Genomic DNA, 22,174 nt, shown 5'->3' on the forward strand with positions numbered 1-22,174 from the left:
GCCGCCGTGGTGCTGGCGCTCCTCGGCTCCTTCACCACGACCACGGTGGCCACCGCGGCCACCGAAGCACAGACCAAGGACGGGGTTTTCGGGCGGGGCTGGCAGAGCTCCGGCGACCGGCTGTGGACGACCACCGGTGACGCCGACGGTTTCCACCTGCTGGTCGCCGACGCGGCGAAGGGTTACGGCTGGCGGACCGCGGCCACGCTGTCCCGGCCTGGCATGGACACCGACCGGTGGATCGGCAACGCCTGCCTGACCGCATCGGGCAGGCACGCGGTGGTGGTGTACGCGCCGCGCGCCTTCGCCGCCGACGAGCAGCTCTTCGCCAGGGGCGGGTACACCGCGGTGGTCGACCTGGACACCGGGCAGGTCCGCGACCTGCCGGTGCGCACCACCCTGGCCTACTTCAACCCCGGCTGCGGCGCGGCTGACACGGTGGCGCTGACCCAGGCCGGCGAGCAGGACCTGGGCAAGACCAGGGTGCTCACCATCGAGGCCGCCACCGGGAAGGAGCGCGGCCGGGTCGAGATCCCTGGGCAGGCGACCTCCGCCGTGCCGGCCGGCGACTCCCTGGTGATCGCCAGCGCCGGGCAGCTGGAGCGGGTCGAGCCGAACGGGGTGCGCAGGCGGATCGCGCCCACCAAGGGGGTGGCCCACCGGTTGCTCCCCGACGCCCAGGGCGGGGTGGTCTTCACCGACCTGGACGGCACGACCAGCCGGGTGCGGCGGTTCGCGGGCAAGGACACGACCACACTGGCCACCGGCACAGTCGGCGACGTCGGCACCACGGCAGGCGCCGGGGGCCGGGTGTTCATCCACGGTGGGGCCAAGGTGGCAGGCGCGTTGCCGCCGTCGGTCACCTCGGTGACCACGCCCGCGCAGGCCCAGCTGTCCACACTGGGGCGGACCGCGGTCACCGGGCTGAGCGCGGTGGCCGGTCAGCCCTCGCGGATCCAGCTCGACGTGACCGGCACCGGCAGCCAGAAGTCGATAAAGTCTATTGTGGACAGACAGGTGGTCGAGGGACGGGCGAAGGCGAAGCCCGCCAACGGTTCTGCTCCGGCGGCACCGGCCGCGCAGTCCTCATCGATCGATGACGGTGCGGTGTGCTCGGTGCTGCGCAACGACCCCCACCTCCAGGTGTACCAGCCCTCGCCCCGGCAGGTGGAATGGGCGGTGGACTACGCGGTGGTGGGTGAGCTGAAGGTGCTGCGCCCACCGGACTGGAAGGGCAACGGCCTCGGCGCGTACCGGCCGCAGGACTTCTTCCCGCTGCCCGCGCTGCGCAACGGCGGCCGGGTCCCGGCCCAGGTGATGCTCGGGGTGCTCGGCCAGGAGTCCAACCTGTGGCAGGCGAAGCGGCACGTGCTGCCCGGCCAGACCGGCAACCCGCTGGTCGGCAACTACTACGGCGTGGACTACTACAACGAGTCCGAGGCCGACGACTGGACGATCCGGTGGGACAAGGCCGACTGCGGCTACGGGGTCGGCCAGGTCACCGACGGCATGCGGCAGCCGGGCAAACCGCATCCGAACAAGCCGAACGACAAGCCCCGCTCGCTCAACCACCAGGTCGCGATCGCGACCGACTACGCGGCCAACGTCGCCGCCTCGCTGCAGATCCTGGTGGGCAAGTGGAACGAGCTGCAAGCTGCCGGGGTCACGGTGAACAACAACGATCCAGCCAAGCCAGAGAACTGGTTCTACGCGCTGTGGGCCTACAACTCCGGCTACCACGTGCCCGGTGAGGCAGGCGCGAACGGCGCCTACGGGCTCGGCTGGGGCAACAACCCGGTCAACCCCAAGTACCCGCCGGACCGCCGGCCCTTCGGCAAGAGCCCTTCGGACTTCGCCAAACCGCAGCAGTGGCCCTACCCGGAGAAGGTGCTCGGGTTCGCCTCCAACCCACCGTCGGGCTACGAGGCGCCCGGCATGGAGGTGCCGTTCTTCCGCGCGGCGTGGTGGGGTGGCGGGGAGTTGGCGCCGCTCTACCGGGATCTGGCGAAGCCGCCGGTCCGGCAGTTCTGCGACTCCTCCAACGACTGCTTCCCCGACCGGCCGTGGGTGCCGCCCACCGCGCCGGAGGTGGTCGGCGAGCCCGCCGGGCCGTGCCACCACGTCAACGCCGGCGGCCAGCGCGATCTCAAGTGCTGGTACCACAAGTCGGCCACCTGGAAGGACAACTGCGCGGCGACCTGCGGGAACGAGTTCCTGCGTTTCGAGGGCGACGAGCACCGGGCCGAGGAACCCGTGCGGCGGGACTCCGCGACCAAACCGGTGACCACGATCAGCTACCCGCCGAGGTGCGTCACCACGGGGTTGCCGGTGGACGCGCTGGTGATCGACAACCTGCCGAACGACGTGCCGCCGGTGAGCGTGCCGGACTGCTACCGGCCGCCCAACGCGGGATCCTTCGAGCTGGACTTCGCCAGGGACCAGCACGGCGCGCAGCCGGGCAAGATCGATCTGCACCAGGTCGGCGGCGGGTTCGGCGCGCACTTCTGGACCAGCGAGGCCAAGGTCTCCCCCAGGGACGACTCGTTGCGGATCACCGGCACCTGGGCGCTCAACCGGCGGATCGACGGGGTGGCCAAGGTCTACGCGCACATCCCGGACCACCTGGCCGTCGCCGAGGTGAAGTACGAGATCGAGACCGCCTTGGGCACGGACGTCCGCACGGTGAGACAGGCCGACGCCGAGGGAAGCGCGCCAGGACCCAACGGCGGGGTGGTCCAGGTGCGCGGCGGCAACCGGTGGGTGCGGCTGGGCTTCTTCCAGTTCAGCAACATGCCGAAGGTCCGGTTGAGCAACATCAACGCGCGCAGCTCACCCGGCGGGGTCGCCTTCGACGCCATCGCCGTCGTCCCGGGCGCGGTGGACGACCGGCCGGATGACGTGGTGGCCGCGATCGTCAACGGGCACAGTGAGAAGTGCATGGTGGTGGACAACAACTCGACCGCCGAGCGCGCCGTGGTCGAGCAGCGCGGCTGCGTGAACACCTTCACCGACCACTGGACGGTGCGGTACGACCACTACGGCGCGGGCCCCGGCGGCAACCCGCACAACTATCGCCTGATCAACCGCTCCAGTGGCAAGTGCCTCGCGGTGCCGAAGGACAAGAAGGAGGAGCTGAACACGGTCGCCGTGCAGGTGGACTGCGCCAATGCCGACTACGTCACCACCTGGGGCTACGGCATCGCCGCCGGCTCGGTGCAGTACCTGCTGTCGCCGACCGGGGTGTCGAACCGGGTGCTGGTGGTCGCCGGTGACTCGCTCAACGACGACGCGTCGGCGGTTCTCGGCCCGCTGAGTGAGACCGGCCCCGTTCCGGTGTCGTCGATCTGGAACGCCAAACCGGTCGTCTGAGGTGGGCTCAGCCCTGTGCGCCACTCCTCGGCACGGCCGGGGAGGTGGCGCGCAGGGTGATCCACACGGCCAGGCCGCCGGAGGGGGCCGCTGCCAGGCGCACAGTGCCGGCGGCGTCGGCGACGAGTTGCTTGACGATGGCCAGACCCAGGCCGGAGCCGCCCCGGCCGGTCAGGCCCTGGCCGCGCCAGAAGCGGTCGAAGGCCCTGGCCTGTTCCGGTTCGGACAGGCCGGGGCCCTCGTCCAGGACCACCAGGGTCACCCGGTCGGCCTCGGTGGTGGCGCGGACGGTGACCGTGCCGCCGTCGGGGGAGACCTCGATGGCGTTGGAGAGCACGTTGTCCAGCACCTGTTCCAGGTGGCCGGGCGCGGCCAGCGCGTGCGTCTCCGCCTCGGGGAGGTCGGCGAGCAGGCGCAGGCCGCGTTCGGCGGCCACCGGGGACCAGATCTCGAACCGGTCCCTGACCAGCTCGCCCACCGCGACCGGTTCCGGCGCGGCCACCTGGCCCTCCGCCTTGGCCAGTGCGAGCAGTCCGTTGACCAGCCTGCTCATCCGCACCACCTCGGCGGTGGCGGTGTCCACGTCCTCGCGGGTGAGCTCGTCGGTGACCTCCTCGCCGATGTTGTCCAGGGACAGCCGCAGCGCGGTCAGCGGGGTGCGGAGCTGGTGGGAGGCGTCGGCGACGAAGGCGCGCTGGGCGTCGACCAGGGTGCCCAGGCGCTGGGCGCCGGAGTTGAGGGTGCGGGCCAGGGCGCGGGTTTCCGGGGGGCCGGTCTCGGCGGAGCGGGCGGTGAGGTCGCCGTCGCTGAAGCGGGCGGCCATCGCGGTCAGCTCGCGCAGCGGGCGGGTCAGCCTGCGGGCGAAGAGCACCCCGACCGCGGCGGCCACGATGAGCACGCCGACGGCCAGTGCGGCGCGGAAGCCCCAGATCTGCCACAGCCGCCGGTTGAGCGGCTCCTCCGGGTAGCTGAAGCGCACCGCGCCCACCACCGTCCCATCAGGACGGTGGGCGGGCACGGTGAGCACCAGGGCGTCCGCGTCGAACACGGGGGAGTGGGTCCAGCGGGTGGTGCCCGCGCCGCGGGCCTCCGGCGAGTCGGCGGGCAGCAGCTCGATCCGGCCGGGGGTCTGCTGCTGGTAGGCGCGCACCAGCCGGTCCAGTGCCTGCCGGGAGGGCTCGTCCTGGCCGGTGAGCAGCAGGGCCACGGTGTCGGCCTCGCGGCGGACGGTCTGCTCCAGGTCCTCCTCCAGCTGGGTGGTCAGGGTGAAGGCGACCGGGACGGTGAAGGCGGCGATGGCCACCGCGACCAGCATCACGTAGCTGGCCACCAGCTGGCGGATCATGGGGTGACCACCAGCCGGAAGCCGACGCCGCGCACGGTCTCGATGGTGAAGGCGCCGGGGAACTTCCGGCGCAGCGAGCCGATGTGCACGTCCAGGGTCTTGGTGGGGCCGAACCAGTTGGCGTCCCACACCGCTTCCATGATCTGTTCCCTGGTGAACACCGCGCCCGGCTCCTCGGTGAGAAAGGCCAGCAGGTCGAACTCCTTCGGTGTCAGCAACACCTCGGCCTCGTCCATAAAGGACCGTCGTCCTCGGCGGTCGAGGCTGAGCCGTCCGTAACTGTCCGGTCGCGCCTGCGCCGGTTGTTCGGCCGGGCGGACCCGGCGCAGCACGGCGCGCATCCGGGCGATCACCTCGCGCACCCCGAAGGGTTTGGTGACGTAGTCGTCCGCGCCGATCTCCAGGCCGACCACCCGGTCCACCTCGTCGCTGCGCGCGCTGATCACGATGATCGGCACGTCGCCGCGGGCCCGCAGCTCCCGGCAGACGTCCAGCCCGTCGGTGTCCGGCAGGCCGAGGTCGAGCAGCACCAGCTCCGCCTCGGCCGCGGCCAGCGCGTCCGCGCCGGTGCGCACCCACTCGACCTCGAAGCCGTAGCGGCGCAGGCCGCGGCGCAGCGACTCGGCGATCGGTTCGTCGTCCTCAACCAGCAGCACTCGCACGCGCGCATCGTCGCACGTCGCGCGCGCGAACGCGGATTGGTGCCCGGCGCGGCGCAGGGCCGGAATTCGACGGGAATTCGACCACGAATTCGACATTCATTGTCCGCGATATGTGATTTCCCTTAATCTCCAATGCATTCCCCCTTTGAGTGGAGTGGCTCATGAGTCCCGTTGACCGCCGGTCATTCCTGCGTGCCTCCGCACTGGCCGCCGCGAGCCCGGTGCTGCTGCCCTCGGGCGCGGCTGCCGCGCCTGCCGCGCCCGCGCCGCCCGCCGCGTGGCGGGTGCGGCCGTTCGCGCTCAAGGACGTCGCGCTGGGGGAGGGGATCTTCGCGGCCAAGCGGCGGCTGGTGCTCGACTACGGCCGCGGCTACGACCTCGACCGGCTGCTCCAGGTCTTCCGCGCCAACGCCGGGCTGGACACCCGCGGCGCGGTGGCCCCCGGCGGCTGGGAGGGCCTGGACGGGGAGGCCAACGGCAACCTGCGCGGGCACTACACCGGGCACTTCCTCAGCATGCTCAGCCAGGCCTACGGCAGCACCGGCGAGGCGGTCTACGCGGACAAGATCGACCAGGCGCTCGGCGCGCTGACCGAGGTGCGCGCGGCGCTGCGGCGGGATCCGGCGGTGCTCAGCGTGCCGGGCCGGTTCGGCCGGGCCATGGAGAACGTCCGCGGCTCGCACCAGTACCTCGACCTCCCGGCCACCGTGCTCGGCGGTGCGGCCGCGATCACGCTCTCGGTCTGGGTGCGGCTGACCCACCAGACCAACTGGGCCAGGGTGTTCGACTTCGGCAACGGCACCGACCGCTACCTCTACCTGGCCGCGCGCAACGCCGACGGGGTGCCGCGCTTGGCCATCACGACTACTGGCGCGAGCGGTGAGCAGGCGGTCAACGGCACCGCGCCACTGCCGCTGAACCAGTGGAGCCACCTGGCCGTGACCATCGGCGGCGGCACCGCGACCTTGTACGTCAACGGGATCGCGGTGGGCAGGAACACCGGCCTGACCCTCAACCCCGCGGTGCTCGGTCCGCTGCGGAACAACTGGCTCGGCCGGTCGCAGTACCCGGATCCGGTGCTGGCAGCGGCTTTTGACGAGGTCAACATCTACTCCCGGGTGCTCACCGCGGCCGAGATCGGGCGCCTGCACCAGGTTCGGGCCGCCGAGTCACCGGCGGGTGCGGGTGATCTGGCCTCCTACGGCTTCGAGGAGACCGAGGGCGGGGTCTTCGCCGACGCCTCCGGGCGGGCGCGGCACGCCACCCTCCGACGCACCTGGGGCGGGCCCAGCCACCCCGGATTCCTCGCCGCCTACCCGGAAACGCAGTTCATCACGCTGGAGTCGATGACCCGGGGCGACTACTCCGTGGTGTGGGCGCCCTACTACACCGCGCACAAGATCATGCAAGGTCTGCTCGACGCGCACCGGGAGACCGGCGACCGCCGCGCGCTGGACCTGGCCGCGGGCATGGCCGACTGGATGCACTCCCGGCTGTCCAAGCTGCCGGCCGGCACCCTGCAACGGATGTGGGGCATCTTCTCCAGCGGCGAGTTCGGCGGCCTGGTGGAGTCGATCGTCGACCTGCACGCGATCACCGGCCGGGCCGAGCACCTGGCGCTGGCCAAGCTGTTCGACCTGAACCGCCTGATCGACTCCTGCGCGGCCGGCACCGACATCCTGGACGGGCTGCACGCCAACCAGCACATCCCGATCCTCACCGGGCTGCTCCGGCTGCACGACAGCACCGGGGAAGCGCGCTACCTGGCCGCGGCGAAGAACTTCTGGGGCATGGTGGTGCCGACGCGGATGTACAGCATCGGCGGCACCAGCACCGCGGAGTTCTGGCGCGCGCCCGGCGTGATCGCGGGCACGCTCAGCGGCAGCACCGCCGAGACCTGCTGCGCCTACAACCTGCTCAAGCTCAGCCGGATGCTGTTCTGCCACCAGCAGGACCCGCGTTACATGGACTACTACGAGCGCGCGCTCTACAACCAGGTGCTCGGGTCCAAACAGGACAGAGCGGACGCGGAAAAGCCGTTGGTGACCTACTTCATCGGCCTGCTGCCCGGCCAGGTCCGCGACTACACGCCGAAGGCGGGCACCACCTGCTGCGAGGGCACCGGGCTGGAAAGCGCCACCAAGTACCAGGACACGGTGTACCTCGCCAACGCCGAGAACACCGCCCTGTACGTCAACCTCTACAGCGCGTCCACGCTCACCTGGGCGGCCAAGGGCATCACCGTCACCCAGCGCACCGGCTACCCGGCCGAGCAGGGCTCGACGCTCACCATCAGCGGCAGCGGGAAGTTCGACCTGCGGCTGCGGGTGCCGGCCTGGGCCACGGACGGGTTCCGGGTCACGGTGAACAACCGGGCGGTGCGGCAGAACCCGGTGCCCGGCACGTACTTCTCGGTGTCCCGATCCTGGACCCACGGCGACACCGTCCGGATCGAGATCCCGTTCCGGCTGCGGGTCGAGCAGGCCCTTGATGACCCTTCGGTGCAGACCCTGTTCTACGGACCGGTCAACCTGGTGGCCAGGGACGCCCGGCAGAGCTGGCTGCGGTTCGGCCTCTACCGCAACTGCGGCCTCTCCGGCGACCTGCTGCCCAGCCTCACCCCGGTGCCGGGCAAGGCATTGCACTTCCGGCTGGACGGGGTGGAGCTCGCGCCGTTCTTCGAGGGCACCGAGGATCCGACGCACGTGTACTTCCAGCGCGCCGAACCGGAAGTGGTCTTCGGCGGCACCGGCTCCGGCATCGCCAACCCGGCCCGGCCCGACGGGCGCACGCTGCTGGACGAGATCTGGGCGGCCGCGCCCTTCGCGGACAAGGGAAAACTGGTCCAGCACGTGCGCGCGACCGCGGCGAGCTGGCGCGCCGCCGGGCTGCTCACCGCGGCCGCGGCGGCGAAGGTGGTGGACACGGCCGCGGCGGCCACCTACGCGAGGTAGTGCGGCCCTGACCGGGAGGGGTGGTGGCCGGCCGCGAGCGGCCACCACCCCGACCCCCTCTTCTCAGGCAGGCACTGCGGGATGGGCGTTGCGGACCAGCATGGTGAACTGGTCGTGGAACCAGTGCCCGGCCAGCGGTGAGTCCGGCAGGGCCCCGGTCTTGTGGCCGCCCGCGTTCGGCGGCACGAACTCCGGGTCGCACATGGGGTCCGGCTTCTTGCCCTCCGGATTCTGGATGTCCTTGCTCGCGCCGTCGGACTCACCCGGCGGCTTGATCCAGACCAGTGCGTCCAGGTGCGGCTGGCCCTGGGGCTTCGCCTGCGGGGGCAGGCCCAGGCCGGTGGCGCTGACGTTGCACCACAGGCCGCGGTGCGCTCGTCTGTCTACTTTGGACTCGGTGACGTAGGTGTCCAGGTCGGTGCTGGTGCTGGGGCCGCTCGGGCGGTTCGGGCCGCCCCAGCCGTTGCGGCCGGTGTCCACCAGCATGCCGATGCCCTCGGGCCAGCCCTGGGCGCGGAAGGCGGCGTGCAGGGCGGCGGTGAAGTCGGCCTCGTCGAAGTTCGGGTTCCACTCGAAGTACTTCGCCGAGCGCACCGGCGCCCCGCCGACGGGCAGGCTTGGATCGGGCAGGTGCGGTTCGGCCAACGGGGTGTAGTTCGACACGTTGGTCACGAATCCGTCCACACTGGACAGTCCGGCGGCGGTGCCCCGGATGGTGTCGGTGTAGAGCGCCACGGTGTCGCGCAGGTTGGTGTCCCAGCCGAGCCAGCCGGAGTGCGCGATGTCCAGGTAGTTGTAGACGTTGGGGATCGCGTGCAGCTTGTTCACCGCGTAGCGGACCGCGTCCACGTAGATGCCGCTGGCCTTGGCCTGCGCGCACTCCGGGTCGGCCTGGTTGGTGGCCAGGTTGGGCAGGCCGTCCGGCTCGATCACCGCGACGATCCGGATGCCCGCGTACTTCGGGTTGCGGAAGGTGCGGGCGATGACGTCGATGTACTCGCGCTGGTAGCGGGCCAGTCCGGCCGCGGACAGTGGCAGCTCGCCGCTGGAGGCCAGCGCGGCGCAGTCCCGGCCGGGCAGGTCGTAGATGACGAACGTGGCGGTGATCGGCCTGCCCGGCTTCTTCTGCGCCAGCGCGGCGTCCAGGTGGCCCTTGAGGCTGCGCCGGCCGCCGTTGGGCTTGCCGCCGTGGATGGCCGCGATCCGGTCCAGCCACACCGCGGTCGGATAGGTCTTGACGGTGGCCATCTTGGCCCTGAGCGCGGGGTCGGCGGTCTTGGCGATCGAGGTGTCCACCAGTGCCGCGTAGTCCGGGTTGCGGTAGCTGGTGGCGCCCGCGAACGGGTTGTCGGCGTGCGGCCAGGCCGGGGTGGCCTCAGCCGCGACCGCGACCGGGGCGGTCACGGCCAGGGCCGCGACCAGTGCCAAGGCTAGTTTTCGCAACGGGATGCTCCAGGAGTGGCAGGGGTGTGGTTATTCTGGGAGCGCTTCCAGTTCCAGCCGACTGTAACGGCGTCTGCCGCCGGATGTGAATGCCGGGTAACGAGAATCCGGGGCGGCAGACCCGATCGGACTAGTGAGGTGGATCATGCGATTAACGAAATCCCTGGTGGGCACGGTCTTGTTGAGCCTGCTCGCCTGCCTGTTCCTGACCGGGCCCGCGCACGCGGCCACCGGCTTCACCGTGCGCGAGGGCAGGCTGCACGACGCCAACGGCACGGAGTTCGTGCTGCGCGGGGTGAACCACGCGCACACCTGGTACCCGCAGCGGTTCAACTCGCTCGCGCACATTTCCGCGCTCGGCGCCAACTCGGCGCGGGTGGTGCTCAGCAGCGGCGACCGCTGGACCCGCAACGACACCGCCGACGTGACCAAGGTGGTCGCGGAGTGCAAGCGGCAGAAGCTGGTGTGCGTGCTGGAGGTGCACGACACCACCGGCTACGGCGAACAGGCCGGCGCGGTCACCCTGGACCGGGCCGCGGACTACTGGCTGAGCATCCGGGAGGCGCTGCGCGGCCAGGAAGCCTTCGTCATCATCAACATCGGCAACGAGCCGCACGGCAACAACGGCTACCAGCGCTGGAGCGCGGACACCCGGGGCGCGATCGCCAAGCTGCGCGGGGCCGGACTGCGGCACACGATCATGGTGGACGCGCCGAACTGGGGCCAGGACTGGTCGTTCACCATGCGGGACGGCGCGGGCGCGGTCTTCGCCGCGGACCCGTTGCGCAACACCGTGTTCAGCGTGCACATGTACGGGGTGTACAACACCGCGGCCAAGGTCTCGGACTACCTCGGCCGCTTCCTGGCCGCCCGGCTGCCGATCGTGGTGGGCGAGTTCGGCCACTTCCACTCCGACGGCGACCCGGACGAGAACGCGATCCTCGCCTACAGCCAGGCCAACCGGATCGGCTACCTGGGCTGGTCCTGGAGCGGCAACAGCGCTGACGTGGGCTATCTGGACATGGCAACCAACTTCGACCCGGCCCAGCTGACCAGCTGGGGACAGCGGATCTTCCACGGCCCCAACGGGATCAAGCAGACCGCGAAACGGGCCACGGTGTTCGGCAGGGCGGCCTGACCGCCGTGGGAGCCGCCAGGACGAATGTCTGTACACACGTTGGCACCCGGGTTAGTATCCGAAACTGGGAGCGCTCCCAGAAAGCCCCCCTGTGATCGCTCAGCGACGAGCGGAGGAACCGCAATGAGGTTCAAATCCCTGTTGACGAACTTACGAACGGGCCGCGGTCTACGCGGCTCGGCCGCGGGTCTGGCGGCGGTGCTGACCGCCACGACCTTCGGCACGGTGCTCGCCGCCCCCTCGGCCAGCGCCGCGCCCGCCTGCAAGGTCGACTACAGCGTGAACGACTGGGGCAGTGGCTTCACCGCCCGAGTCAAGATCAACAATCTCGGTGACGCGATCCCCAGCTGGACGCTGGGCTTCGCCTTCCCCGGCAACCAGCGGCTGTCCCAGGGCTGGAGTGCCAACTGGTCCCAGGCCACCGACAGCCCCAACGTGACCGCGACCGGCAACGGATCCCTGGGCACCGGGGCCTCGGTGGAGATCGGCTTCAACGCCACCTACTCCGGCAGTAACCAGGCCCCGGCCAGCTTCACGCTCAACGGCAACGCCTGCACCGGCGAGCCGACCGAGCCGCCGCCGGGCGGGAGCAAGGAGAACAACCCCTACACCGGCGCCGACGTGTACGTGAACCCGGACTGGGCGGCCAAGGTGCGCGCCGAGCCCGGTGGCAGCCGCATCGCGAACCAGCCGACCGGTGTCTGGATGGACCGCATCGCGGCGATCAACGGCACCCCCGGCGCCAGGGGGCTGGTCAGCCACCTCGACGAAGCGGTACGGCAGGACGCGGCGAACGGCGCGCGGCCCCTTGCGGTCCAGCTGGTGATCTACAACCTGCCGGGCCGGGACTGTGCGGCGCTGGCCTCCAACGGTGAGCTCAAACCGGACGAGATCGGCCGCTACCGCAGCGAGTACATCGACCCCATCGCCGCGATCCTGGCCAGGCGTGCCTACGCCGGCCTGCGCATCGTGACGGTGATCGAAATCGACTCCCTGCCGAACCTGGTCACCAACGTCAGCCCCCGGCCGACCGCCACGCCGCAGTGCGACACGATGAAGGCCAACGGCAACTACGTCAATGGCGTGGGCTACGCGCTGAACAAGCTCGGCGACATCCCGAACGTGCACAACTACGTCGACGCCGGGCATCACGGCTGGATCGGCTGGGACGACAACTTCGACGCGACCGTGCAGCTGATGTGCCAGGCGGCCAACGCCTCCGGGGCCACCCCGGCCGACGTGAGCGGCTTCATCGCCAACACGGCCAACTACAGCGCGCTGTCCGAGCCGTTCTTCAAAGCCGACACCGTGGTCGGCGGCAGGCCGGTGCGCGAAACCACGAAGTGGGTCGACTGGAACCGCTACGTCGACGAGGTGACCTTCGCACAGGCCTTCCGGGCCAGGGCCGCCGCGCAGTGCTTCGGCCCGAACATCGGCATGCTCATCGACACCGCGCGCAACGGCTGGGGCGGCCCCAACCGCCCGACCGCGGCGAGCACCTCCACCGACCCGAACACCTTCGTCAACCAGTCCCGCGTCGACCGGCGCATCCACCTCGGCAACTGGTGCAACCAGTCCGGGGCCGGCCTCGGCGAGCGGCCGAAGGCCAACCCCGGTCCCGCCGGGATCGACGCCTACGTCTGGATGAAGCCGCCGGGTGAGTCCGACGGCTCCAGCAAGTACATCCAGAACAACGAGGGCAAGGGCTTCGACCGGATGTGCGACCCGACCTACCCCGGCAACATCCGTAACGGCAACAACATGTCCGGTGCACTCGGCAACGCGCCGCTGTCGGGGCACTGGTTCTCCGCGCAACTGCAGGAGCTCATGCGCAACGCCTACCCGGCGCTGTGACCGCCTCCAGGTGAATCCGGAATGCCGTCCCCGCAGTGTCGCGGGGGCGGCATTCCGCCGTTCCAGGCCTGCTCGTGGCCTGAAGCTGCCAATGGATGGTTGCTCGCCGGGTGGCTTGCGCTACGGTCCGGGCACGTCTCCCTTCGGAGGGAAGCATGAGCTACCACGAACGACTGGCCGAACTGGTCGCCAAGCGGGCGGCGCCGCACCTGGAGCCGGGCGAGCAGATCCAGACGGGATTCATCGCGCTGACCGGTTCGTGGATCTTCACCGTGCCGGCGGCGACGGTCGTGGCCACCGATCGCGCGATCCTGGTCGTGGGCCGCGACGGCGTCCAGCGCCTGCCCCGCGACGTCCGCTTCGGCGAGCCGACCGGGATGTACCACCAGATCGAGCTTGACCGTACGTACAAGGTGCACCGGCAGTACTACCCGGAGCTCACCGCCGCCGACCGGGCACTGAGCGAAATGCGGAACCGCGGCAACCTGCCGGAGAGCGAACAGCCCTGACCCCGGCTCACTCGCACGACAACCGCCAGCCCACCGGCGTCCCCTGCACCCGCTGGTGACGTCGATGGGCTGGCGGTCGGTCAGTTGCCTGGAGCGATCACGCCTGCTCGGCGGTCAGCCCGTTCTGCCTGATCACCTGCGAGTAGTAGTGCGCGCTGCGCTTCGGCGTGCGGACCTGGGTCTGGTAGTCCACGTGCACCAGGCCGAACCGCTTGGCATAGCCCTCGGCCCACTCGAAGTTGTCCAGCAGCGACCAGCTGAAGTACCCGCGCAGGTCGGCCCCGGCCTGGATGGCCTCGTGCGCCGCGCGCAGGTGACCGTCCAGATAGGACACCCGGTCGGTGTCCTCGATCTGGCCGTCGCCGTTGGGCTTGTCCGGCCAGGCCGAGCCGTTCTCGGTGATGTAGAGCGGCAGCGGCGGGTACTCGGTGTGCAGCCGGGTGAGCACCTCGGTGAGCCCGGAGGCCTGGATCTCCCAGTTCATGTCCGTGCGCGGCAGGCCCCTGCTGGGGAAGCGCACGTGTTCGGCGCCGATCCAGGTGGTGGGGCCGTCGGCGGGCTCGGTGGACGCGCCGGAGACGTGCAGGCTGCTGTAGTAGTTGACGCCCAGCAGGTCCAGCGGCGCGCCGATCAGGTCCAGGTCGCCGTCCTGGATGTGGCTGGACAACCCGAAGGGCTCCAGGTCGGCGAGCACGTCCTCGGGGTACTCCCCGCGCAGCACCGGGTCGAGGAAGATCCGGTTCTGCAGGCCGTCGACCCTGCGGACCGCCTCCAGGTCGGCTTCGGAAGCGGGGTCGGCGGGGTGCACCGGGTACAGGTTGAGCGTGATCCCGGCCTTGGCCTCGGGCGCGGCCTCCCTGATCGCTTGCACGCCGAGGCCGTGCGCCAGGTGCAGGTGGTGCACGGCGGCCACGGTGGCGTGCGGGTCGGTGCGGCCGGGGGCGTGCCTGCCCGAGGCGTAGCCGACGAAGGAGGAGCAGTAGGGCTCGTTGAGCGTGGTCCAGAACGGCACCCGGTCGCCGAGCGCGCCGACCACGGTCTGGGCGTACTCGCCGAAGCGGTAGGCGGTGTCCCGGTTCGCCCAGCCGCCGCGCTCCTCCAGCGCCTGCGGCAGGTCCCAGTGGTAGAGGGTGATCCACGGGGTGATCTGCCTGGCCAGCAGCTCGTCCACCAGGCGCTGGTAGAAGTCCAGGCCCGCCGGGTTGACCGGGCCGCCGTCCGGCCGGATCCGCGGCCAGGCCGTGGAGAACCGGTAGGCGCGCAGGCCGAGGTCGGCCATCAGCGCGACGTCCTCGCGCATCCGTCGGTAGTGGTCGGTGGCCGGTTCGCCGGTGTCGCCGTTGTGCACCTTGCCGGGGGTACGGCAGAAGGCGTCCCAGATCGAGTCGGTTCGACCGTCCACAGTGGTCGATCCTTCGATCTGGAAGGCCGCGGTGGCCGCGCCCCACAGGAATCCCGGTGGGAACGCCAGCTCGACGGCGTGGTCAGATACGTGCACTCGTCATCCCTTCACGGCGCCCTGCATGATGCCGGCGACGATCTGTCGGCCGAGCAGGACGAAGATCAGCAGGACCGGGACCGTCGCCATGGTCGTGCCGGCCAGCACCAGCGAGTAGTCGATGTAGAAGCCGCTCTGGAGCTTCTCCAGGGCCACCTGGATGGTGGGGTTGCCCGCGTCGAGGGCGACCAACGGCCACAGGAAGTCGTTCCAGGAGGTCATGAAGGTGAACATGCCGAGGAAGGCCGCCGCCGGGCGGACCGCGGGCAGGCACACGTGCCAGAAGGTGCGGATCAGGCTGCACCCGTCCATCCGGGCGGCCTCGATCAGCTCGAAGGGCACCGCCTCCAGGATGTACTGGCGCATCCAGAACACCCCGAGCGCGGTGACCAGGTTCGGCACGATCACCGCCTCCAGGCTGTTGGCCCAGCCGAACTCGGCCATCAGCATGTACAGCGGCACGATGCCCAGCTGGGTGGGCACCGCCAGGGTGGCCACCACCGCGACGAAGAGCACCCCCCGGCCGCGGAAGCGCAGCTTGGCGAAGGCGAAACCGGCCAGGGTGGACAGCAGCACGGTGGACACCGTCACCGTGCCCGCCACGATCATGCTGTTGGCCAGGGCCTTCCAGAACGGCACCGAGTCGAACACCTTGGCCGCGTTGGCGAAGAAGTTGCCGCCGGGCAGCAGCGGCGGCACCCGGTCGCTGACCGTGGCGCTGTCCCTGCTGGCCACCACGAACGACCAGTAGAACGGGAAGGCCGAGCCGAGCACGAAGGCCAGCAACAGCCCGTACACGGTGGCATTGGGCTTGCCCACGCTCATCGCCCCACCCCCGCCAGCCGCCGGGTCAGCAGGAAGTTGATGCCGGCGAAGACGATGATCACCAGGAACAGCACCCAGGCGATCGCCGAGGCGTAGCCGAAGTTCTGGTTCTCGAAGGCGGACTGGTACAGGTAGAGGGTGATGGTCTGGAACTGGTTTTCCGAGCCGCCGTTGTTGGAGCCCGGCCTGGTGTCGAACAGCTTGGGCTCGGTGAAGATCTGCAGGCCGCCGATGGTCGAGGTGATCACCACGAAGATCAGCGTCGGGCGCAGCAGCGGCAGGGTGATGCTGAAGAACCGGCGCACCGCACCGGCCCCATCGACCACCGCGGCCTCGTAGACGTCCTTGGGGATGGCCTGCATCGCGGCCAGCACGATCAGCGCGTTGTAGCCGGTCCACCGCCAGTTCACCATGAACGCGATGGCCAGGTGACTGGCGAAGCGGTTGGCCTGCCAGTCGATCCGGTCCAGGCCGAACCATTCCAGCAGGTTGTTGACCAGGCCGAAGTCGCGGCCGAACAGGTTGGCGAAGATGATGCCGATGGCCACCAGGCTGGCCGCGTAGGGCAGCAGCACGCCGACCCGCCAGCCGGTGGCCGGGCGGACCCTGGTGTTGAGCAGCGCGGCCAGCAGCACCGCGATCACCAGCTGCGGTCCGCTGGAGAGCAGGAAGATGCTGATCGTGTTGGTCAGCGTGGTCCAGAACTGCTCGTCGGCCAGCAGGTTGGTGAAGTTGTCCAGCCCGATGAACGTCGGCTCCGCGCCGCCCAGCTCCCAGTCGAACAGCGCCACATAGGCGGTGTAGAGCAACGGGAACAGGCCGGTGAGGCCGAAGATCAGGAAGAACGGCGCGATGTAGAGGTAGGGCGAGAACCGGAGGTCCCACTCGCCGAGCCGATCGCGAATGGGACGCCGTGACCGCGGCGGAACGGGAGCACCGCGGTCACGGCGGGTCTGCGGGTGGAGGTCCAGACTCACTTGGCCAGCTTCTTCGCACCGTCGACGAGTTGCTGCCAGCCCTCCGCCGAGGATCCGCCCTGCTCGACCTTCTGCAGCGCGGCGACGCCGACGACGTCCTGGAGCTCACCGTCGGCGGGACCCTTGTACTGGGCCTTGGTCACCTTGCGGGCCTGCGCGGCGTACAGCGCGCCCGCCTTGACGTCGAAGTACTTGTTGTGGCTGTTCAACAGCTGCTCGCTGCTGAGCGCCTCGACCTGGCTGGGGAAGGGGCCCTTGGCGGCGAAGGCCTTCAGCTGCTGCGCGGGCGCGGACAGCCAGGCGGCCAGCTCCGCGGCCTCCTTCGGGTGCTTGCTCTGCTTGGGCACGGTCAGGTACGAGCCGCCCCAGTTGCCGCCGCCTTCGGGGAAGGCGTCGGTGACCGCCCACTTGCCCTGGTTCTCCGGGCCCGCGTGCTGTTCGACCACGCCGAGCATCCAGGACGGGCAGGTCTTGGTGGCGAAGGAGCCGGTGCGGAAGGCGCTGTTCCACTCCGGGCCGAACGCGGTCAGCTTGGCCGACTGGCCCTTGGCCACCGCGGCGGTCAGCTTGTCCCAGTTGGCCTTGATGGCCGTGTTGGACTCGATGATCAGCTTGTCCTCGGTGTTGTAGTAACCCTGGGGCAGCTGGTTCTGCATGGCGTTGAAGATCTGCGCGGCCGAGTCGAACCAGGCCTTGCCCTTGACCTTGTCCGCGAACTTCTCGCCCGCGGCGAAGAAGCTGTCCCAGGTGGCGAACAGCGGCTTGACCCCCTCGGGGTCGCTGGGCAGCCCGGCCTCGGCGAAGAGGTCCTTGCGATAGCACATGGCCAGCGGGCCGATGTCGGTGCCGTAGCCGATCAGGCGGCCGTCCTTGGTGGTGACCGCCTCGGACTTCCAGGGCAGCCAGCGGTCCGGGGTCACCTCGGCCGGGCCGATCTCGCGCAGGTTGGCGAACTTGTCCGCGCGTTCCATCACCTTGGCGCGGTGGCCCTCCTCCACCGCCTCCACGTCGGCCAGGCCGGAACCGGCGCCCAGCTTGGTGTAGAGGTTCTGGTGGTGGGGCGCGGCCTGCCCGGTCTTGCGGTGGGTGATGCGGATGTTCGGGTGCGCCGCCTCGTACTCCTTGAGCAGGTCCTCGTACCCGAACTCGGTGAAGGTGGCGATGGTGAGCTCCAGCTTGCCGTCCGAGCCGGCGCCGGAACCGCACGCGGTCACCGCGGCAACTGCCGAGACCGCGAGCCCGAGTGCGAGTGAGCGAGGTAAGAGATGGCGCACGTCAACCCTTTCGCCGTTCTGGACCGTGCTGGGAGCGCTCCCAGAAATCGACTTGAGTGTTGCCCCGAGGTGTTCGGGGTGTCAAGGGGATCAAGGAAAAAGACTGTCGAAGGGTTGCCAGATCGGGCGCGAACTGGAATCGCTCCCAGTCCGCGCCCGTCTGACTCAGCCGCCGAAGAGCTCGCTGTGCGCTGCGAAGGCGGTGGCGATCTCCGCCTGTGACCAGAACCGGTGCACGGTCAGGGTCGGCGCCGGCCCGCCGTCCAGGTAGGCCTGGACCTTGGGCCAGTCGGGGTCGTTCTTGTAGAAGGAGCGGATGGACAGGAAGGTGGAGTTGGCGTCGATGCGGTCGCCGTTGGCCATCGTGCCGGTCCAGCCCGGCGGGATGTACAGGCCGTCGCCGTTGGCGGTGGTGAGCTTGTCGTCGAAGCGGCTGTAGTCGGCGCGGGTCTCCGGGATGGCGATGCCCTTGCCGTCCTGGTGCGCCAGCAGCGCGTCGAGCAGGCGCTCACCGGTGGTGCGGGCGGCGGTGTTGCCCGAGGCCGCCGCGTAGTAGAGCAGCGTCTTGGACAGCGCGGCCGCCACGCCGACGTCCTGGCTGTGGTTGAGCACCTTGACCGTCAGGCCGGCGTTGCCGGTGGGCGTGCCGGTCCAGTCGTCGGGCTTGCCGGTCCACTCCAGGTCCGAGGGCACCTTGAAGGTGCCGTTGCCCGCGGTGGTGTTGGCGATGGCCCAGGGCACCCACTTGTCCAGGATCGCCTTGGCGCGGGCGTCCTTGGTCACGTGGTAGAGCTGGGCGATGCGTTCCACGCCCCAGACCTGGAAGCCGAACCACCGGTTGCTCGGCGGGTCGTGCCACACCGGCTGGAAGTCATACGCCATGCCGTGGAACTTCGCCGACCCGGCAGGCGGCGGCTGGTAGGAGCCGCCCCAGCTGTTGCTGGCGCCACCGGCGATGCCGCCGTTGGAGGCCTGCAACCACTGCAGGAACTCCAGCTGCCGGTCGTAGCTGGTGTCCCAGTCCTGCTGCCCGGTGGCCGACTTCGGCTTCAGCGCCGGGTCGTTGGCCAGCGCCCAGGCGGCCAGTGGGTTCTGGTAGCCCTGGTGCGGTGCGCTGGAGCCGATCCGCCAGGCCCACCCGGCCGAGGTGTCGGTCGCGCCGCCCCAGGAGTAGTACCAGCCCATCAGGTAGTGCGCGCTGTTCTTGCCGGTGCCTGCCGGACAGCTGGCCGGACCGACGCAGTTGCCGATCTTCTTGAAGTACTTGTCGAACATGGCGTAGCGCAGGTAGTCGCCCATCTTGGCCGCCTTGGCCAGGATCGGCGCCACCTCCGCGCCCTTGCCCTGCGCCTCGGCCCAGGTCTTGGCCCAGTAGGCCACCTGCACCGCGCGCGCGTCGGCATCCGGCGCGTTGGTGTAGCGCCACTGCTTGGAGTAGCTGGCGTCCTTGGTGAACAGGTCCAGGAACCCGTTGCGGCCGCCGTGCTTGAACGTGTCGCAGGAGGGGTGGGTCACGGTCTCCCAGACCGACTCCTGCTCACCGCGCTGGAAGGTGTTGACGTAGGCCGGCGCGTTGTTGGTGCCGTCCCCGCAGTGCCCGTAGCCGTAGGTGTTGTCGACGTCCAGCAGCCAGTGCATGCCGTAGATGTCGTTGTTGCCGTAGGCCGAGCGCAGCTCAGCGGCCAGCGGGTCCTGCCCGACCGCGACGCCGGGGTCCAGCTGCGAGGGGTAGCCCCTGGGGTGCGGGTGCTCCGGGGCGTAGGTGGCCGGTTTGGCCGGGTTGTAGAAGGAGTTGGTCGGCTGGTCCTTGCTGCCGGGGATGATGAACTTCTCCATCGACTCCCAGGCCTTGGCCAGCGGCGCCCAGTCCTTGGTCACCCGGCCGTAGCTGGCCTCCAGCCACAGGTAGTAGCTGAAGGCCTCCGAGGTGGTCTGGTGCCCGTGGTCGGGCGCCTCCACCACCAGGGTCTCCACCGAGTGGTAGGGCACCAGCAGCTCGCCGAACCGGCGGAAGTAGCCAGCCGCCGGATCCTTGATCTTGTTGTACTGGGCCAGGAAGGCCGCCGCGTAGCTGGAGGTGTCCTTGGCCAGTTCCTTCGCGGTGATGGTGGCCGCGGTGTGGCCCGCCGCGGACACGGTGAACCTGGCCTCGCCCAGCGTGCCGCCGTTGTCGGCCGCGGCGATGGTGAGCTGCTGCGCGGTGTTCCAGTTCTGCGGGGTGAACCGCAGGGTGGCCGGGGTCGCGGTCAGGTCCGCGCTGCCGGTGCGGGTCACCGTCGCCGTGACCTCACCGGCAGGCGCGGAGGCCAGCTTGACCCCGACCTTGACCGAGTCGCCCTGGCGCACGCTGACCGCGCCGGGGGTGGCCAGCACCGCGGGCGCGCCGAGCACCCGCACCGCGACCGGGTTGGACACGGTGGTGGCGCCCTTGTCGTCGGTGGCGCGGGCGGTCACCGAGTACTCACCGGCGGTGGCGCCGGTCCAGTTGACCCGCCACGGCGCCGCGGTGGCGGTGCCGACGGGGGTGGTGCCGGCGAAGAACTCGACCTTGCTGACCGTGCCGTCGGTGTCGGCGGCGTCGGCGGCCAGCGCGATGCTGGCCGGCGCGGTGAAGGTGCTGCCGTCGGCCGGGCTGGTCAGCGCGACCGAGGGGGCCCGGTTCGCACCGGTGCAGCGGACGCCGTTGACCGCGAAGTCGGTCGGCGGCCGGTTCGCCGCGCCCTTGTCGGCGTTGAAGTTGACCTGGGTGCTGCCGCCTGCGGGCAGGACCCGGCTCCAGGCCGGGTTGGCCACGGTGACCGCGGCGCCCTGCTGGGTGAACACGCCGTTCCAGCCGTTGCTGACCTTCTGGCCGTCGGGGAAGGTCCAGGTCAGCTTCCAGCCGTCCAGGGCCTCGCCCTCGTTGCGGATGGTCGCGGCGGCGCTGAAGCCGGTGCTCCACTCGTTGGTCACCTGGTACACCACGGTGCAGGCCACCGAGGGGGCGGCCGCGGCGGGCAGCGCGCCCAGCGGGAGCGTCACCGCCCCGGCCAGCGCGGTGGCGAGTGCGGCGGGCAGTGGCCCGGCTCGCCATCGCCGGGATAGCGCACGGGATCTCATGCAGGGTCCTCCTCCGGACACGCAGGGGTGAGGGCGGTGGATTCTGGGAGCGCTCCCAGAGCGGGACTGTAACCGCGCCGAAACCCGCTGTGAACCCTCGGCCGCGCACGGGGGTGGACCATCGGCGACATTGCACCCGTTCGGTCCCGCCTTGGCCGCCGGGCGGGCTAAGCTGATCATCGGAGGTGGTGGGTGTGACCCGAGGTGCCACGCGGCCGACGCTGGAAGACGTCGCCGCCTACGCCGGTGTGTCCCGGTCGACCGCCTCCCGGGCGCTCAACGAGGACGCCTACGTCAGCTCGCGGGCCAGGGAGAAGGTGCTCGACGCCGCGCGCGAACTGGGCTACTCGCCCAACCTGGCGGCGCGCTCGCTGGTCACCCGCCGTACCAACGCGATCGCGCTGGTGCTCTCCGAGCCGGAGACCAAGGTCCTGGAGGACCCGTACTTCGCCGAGATCGTCCGCGGCGCGTTCCGGCAGCTGTCCTCGGTGGGCAGCCAGATGCTGATGATGCTGGTGGACAGCCGCGAGGACGTGCCGGGCACGGTGCGCTTCCTGGAGGGCGGGCACGTCGACGGCGCGCTGGTCTTCGCCGCGCACCGGGGTGATCCGCTGCCGACCGCGCTGCGGCTGCTCCGGCTGCCGATGGTCTTCGGCGGCGGCAGTCCCGGCGGCGCCATCCGCGGCCTGCACATGGTCGACTTCGACAACGTGGGCGGCGCGAAGCTGGCGGTGGAACATCTGCTGTCGTTGGGGCGCAAGCGGATCGGCACCATCACCGGACCGCTGGACCAGCGTTCGGCGGTGGACCGGCTGGCCGGCTGGCGGACCACCGTGGGCCTGGGCGACCGCGCCACGGCCCGGCTGTGCGAGGAAGGCGACTTCACCACCGAGAGCGGCGAGCGGGCGATGGCCAGGCTGCTGGCGCGCAACCCGAAACTGGACGCGGTCTTCGCCGCCAACGACCCCATGGCCGCCGGCGCCCTACGCGCGCTGCACGCCGCCGGACGGCGGGTGCCCGAGGACGTGGCCGTGGTCGGCTTCGACGACCACCGGGGGCTGGCCGAGGCGACCAACCCGCCGCTGACCACGGTGCACCAGGACCCGCGCGAGCAGGTCCGGCAGATGGTGCTCACCCTGCAGCGGCTGATCGAGGGGGAGAACCCGCCGCCGCGCAGGCAGGTGCTGCCGGTCAGCCTGGTGCGCCGGGCCTCGGCTTAGCAAGCCC

14 protein-coding genes are annotated in these 22,174 nt (G+C 70.4%); 6 read left to right on the top strand and 8 right to left on the bottom strand.

Going from position 1 to position 22,174, the window contains the following annotated elements:
- The first annotated feature begins 6 nt into the window (after positions 1-6).
- Entirely contained in the window at positions 7-3,369 is a 3,363-nt protein-coding gene (locus M8C13_RS14105; protein WP_252481012.1) for an RICIN domain-containing protein, read from the top strand.
- 7 nt (positions 3,370-3,376) lie between these two features.
- Here the strand turns inward: M8C13_RS14105 and M8C13_RS14110 are convergent, their stop codons facing one another.
- Positions 3,377-4,714: a HAMP domain-containing sensor histidine kinase gene (locus M8C13_RS14110; RefSeq protein ID WP_252481013.1), complete on the bottom strand. Its 1,338-nt coding sequence runs from the start codon at positions 4,712-4,714 to the stop codon at positions 3,377-3,379.
- Complete coding sequence (locus M8C13_RS14115) at positions 4,711-5,376, bottom strand: response regulator transcription factor (protein ID WP_252481014.1); 666 nt, start codon at positions 5,374-5,376, stop codon at positions 4,711-4,713. The genes M8C13_RS14110 and M8C13_RS14115 overlap by 4 nt, the downstream gene beginning before the upstream one ends.
- A 161-nt stretch (positions 5,377-5,537) precedes the next feature.
- On the opposite strand from M8C13_RS14115, the gene M8C13_RS14120 reads away from it, so the two are divergent.
- Complete coding sequence (locus M8C13_RS14120) at positions 5,538-8,330, top strand: beta-L-arabinofuranosidase domain-containing protein (protein WP_252481015.1); 2,793 nt, start codon at positions 5,538-5,540, stop codon at positions 8,328-8,330.
- Between the two features lie 63 nt (positions 8,331-8,393).
- On the opposite strand, the gene M8C13_RS14125 is transcribed toward M8C13_RS14120, so the two are convergent.
- Positions 8,394-9,773, bottom strand: a complete 1,380-nt coding sequence (locus M8C13_RS14125) for a glycoside hydrolase family 6 protein (protein WP_252481016.1) — start codon at positions 9,771-9,773, stop codon at positions 8,394-8,396.
- A gap of 145 nt (positions 9,774-9,918) precedes the next feature.
- Between M8C13_RS14125 and M8C13_RS14130 the strand changes: the two genes are divergently transcribed.
- The 3 genes from M8C13_RS14130 to M8C13_RS14140 all read left to right on the top strand — a co-directional run bounded on the left by M8C13_RS14130 (position 9,919) and on the right by M8C13_RS14140 (position 13,274).
- Positions 9,919-10,911 (top strand): glycoside hydrolase family 5 protein, encoded by a 993-nt coding sequence (locus tag M8C13_RS14130; RefSeq protein WP_252481017.1) that lies wholly within the window; start codon positions 9,919-9,921, stop codon positions 10,909-10,911.
- A 123-nt stretch (positions 10,912-11,034) separates the two neighbouring features.
- Positions 11,035-12,765 carry a glycoside hydrolase family 6 protein gene (locus M8C13_RS14135; protein ID WP_252481018.1) on the top strand — a complete coding sequence of 577 codons (1,731 nt, stop codon included), beginning with the start codon at positions 11,035-11,037 and terminating at the stop codon, positions 12,763-12,765.
- A 155-nt stretch (positions 12,766-12,920) separates the two neighbouring features.
- Positions 12,921-13,274 (top strand): hypothetical protein, encoded by a 354-nt coding sequence (locus M8C13_RS14140; protein ID WP_252481019.1) that lies wholly within the window; start codon positions 12,921-12,923, stop codon positions 13,272-13,274.
- A gap of 97 nt (positions 13,275-13,371) precedes the next feature.
- Here the strand turns inward: M8C13_RS14140 and M8C13_RS14145 are convergent, their stop codons facing one another.
- The 5 genes from M8C13_RS14145 to M8C13_RS14165 all read right to left on the bottom strand — a co-directional run bounded on the left by M8C13_RS14145 (position 13,372) and on the right by M8C13_RS14165 (position 20,947).
- Positions 13,372-14,772 (bottom strand): GH1 family beta-glucosidase, encoded by a 1,401-nt coding sequence (locus M8C13_RS14145; protein ID WP_252481020.1) that lies wholly within the window; start codon positions 14,770-14,772, stop codon positions 13,372-13,374.
- Between the two features lie 3 nt (positions 14,773-14,775).
- Positions 14,776-15,597: a carbohydrate ABC transporter permease gene (locus tag M8C13_RS14150; protein ID WP_252481021.1), complete on the bottom strand. Its 822-nt coding sequence runs from the start codon at positions 15,595-15,597 to the stop codon at positions 14,776-14,778.
- Positions 15,594-16,502: a carbohydrate ABC transporter permease gene (locus M8C13_RS14155; RefSeq protein WP_252481085.1), complete on the bottom strand. Its 909-nt coding sequence runs from the start codon at positions 16,500-16,502 to the stop codon at positions 15,594-15,596. Before M8C13_RS14155 ends, M8C13_RS14150 begins: the two co-directional genes overlap by 4 nt.
- 68 nt (positions 16,503-16,570) lie before the next feature.
- The gene (locus M8C13_RS14160; RefSeq protein ID WP_252481022.1) at positions 16,571-17,788 is read right to left on the bottom strand and encodes an ABC transporter substrate-binding protein; all 1,218 of its coding nucleotides are present in this window, start codon (positions 17,786-17,788) and stop codon (positions 16,571-16,573) included.
- A gap of 225 nt (positions 17,789-18,013) precedes the next feature.
- Positions 18,014-20,947, bottom strand: coding sequence for a glycoside hydrolase family 48 protein (locus tag M8C13_RS14165; protein WP_252481023.1), 2,934 nt, complete (start codon positions 20,945-20,947; stop codon positions 18,014-18,016).
- A 194-nt stretch (positions 20,948-21,141) separates the two neighbouring features.
- Between M8C13_RS14165 and M8C13_RS14170 the strand changes: the two genes are divergently transcribed.
- Complete coding sequence (locus M8C13_RS14170) at positions 21,142-22,167, top strand: LacI family DNA-binding transcriptional regulator (RefSeq protein ID WP_252481024.1); 1,026 nt, start codon at positions 21,142-21,144, stop codon at positions 22,165-22,167.
- Positions 22,168-22,174 lie beyond the last annotated feature (7 nt).

The organism is Crossiella sp. SN42 (assembly GCF_023897065.1).
Taxonomy (GTDB): Bacteria; Actinomycetota; Actinomycetes; order Mycobacteriales; family Pseudonocardiaceae; genus Crossiella.

Bases quoted from the DNA above. Each gene is read 5' to 3' on its own strand.
- M8C13_RS14150 (WP_252481021.1), bottom strand. From the start codon at position 15,597: ATGAGCGTGGGCAAGCCCAATGCCACCGTGTACGGGCTGTTGCTGGCC.
- M8C13_RS14130 (WP_252481017.1), top strand. From the start codon at position 9,919: ATGCGATTAACGAAATCCCTGGTGGGCACGGTCTTGTTGAGCCTGCTC.
- M8C13_RS14120 (WP_252481015.1), top strand. From the start codon at position 5,538: ATGAGTCCCGTTGACCGCCGGTCATTCCTGCGTGCCTCCGCACTGGCC.
- M8C13_RS14110 (WP_252481013.1), bottom strand. From the start codon at position 4,714: ATGATCCGCCAGCTGGTGGCCAGCTACGTGATGCTGGTCGCGGTGGCC.
- M8C13_RS14135 (WP_252481018.1), top strand. From the start codon at position 11,035: ATGAGGTTCAAATCCCTGTTGACGAACTTACGAACGGGCCGCGGTCTA.
- M8C13_RS14140 (WP_252481019.1), top strand. From the start codon at position 12,921: ATGAGCTACCACGAACGACTGGCCGAACTGGTCGCCAAGCGGGCGGCG.
- M8C13_RS14165 (WP_252481023.1), bottom strand. From the start codon at position 20,947: ATGAGATCCCGTGCGCTATCCCGGCGATGGCGAGCCGGGCCACTGCCC.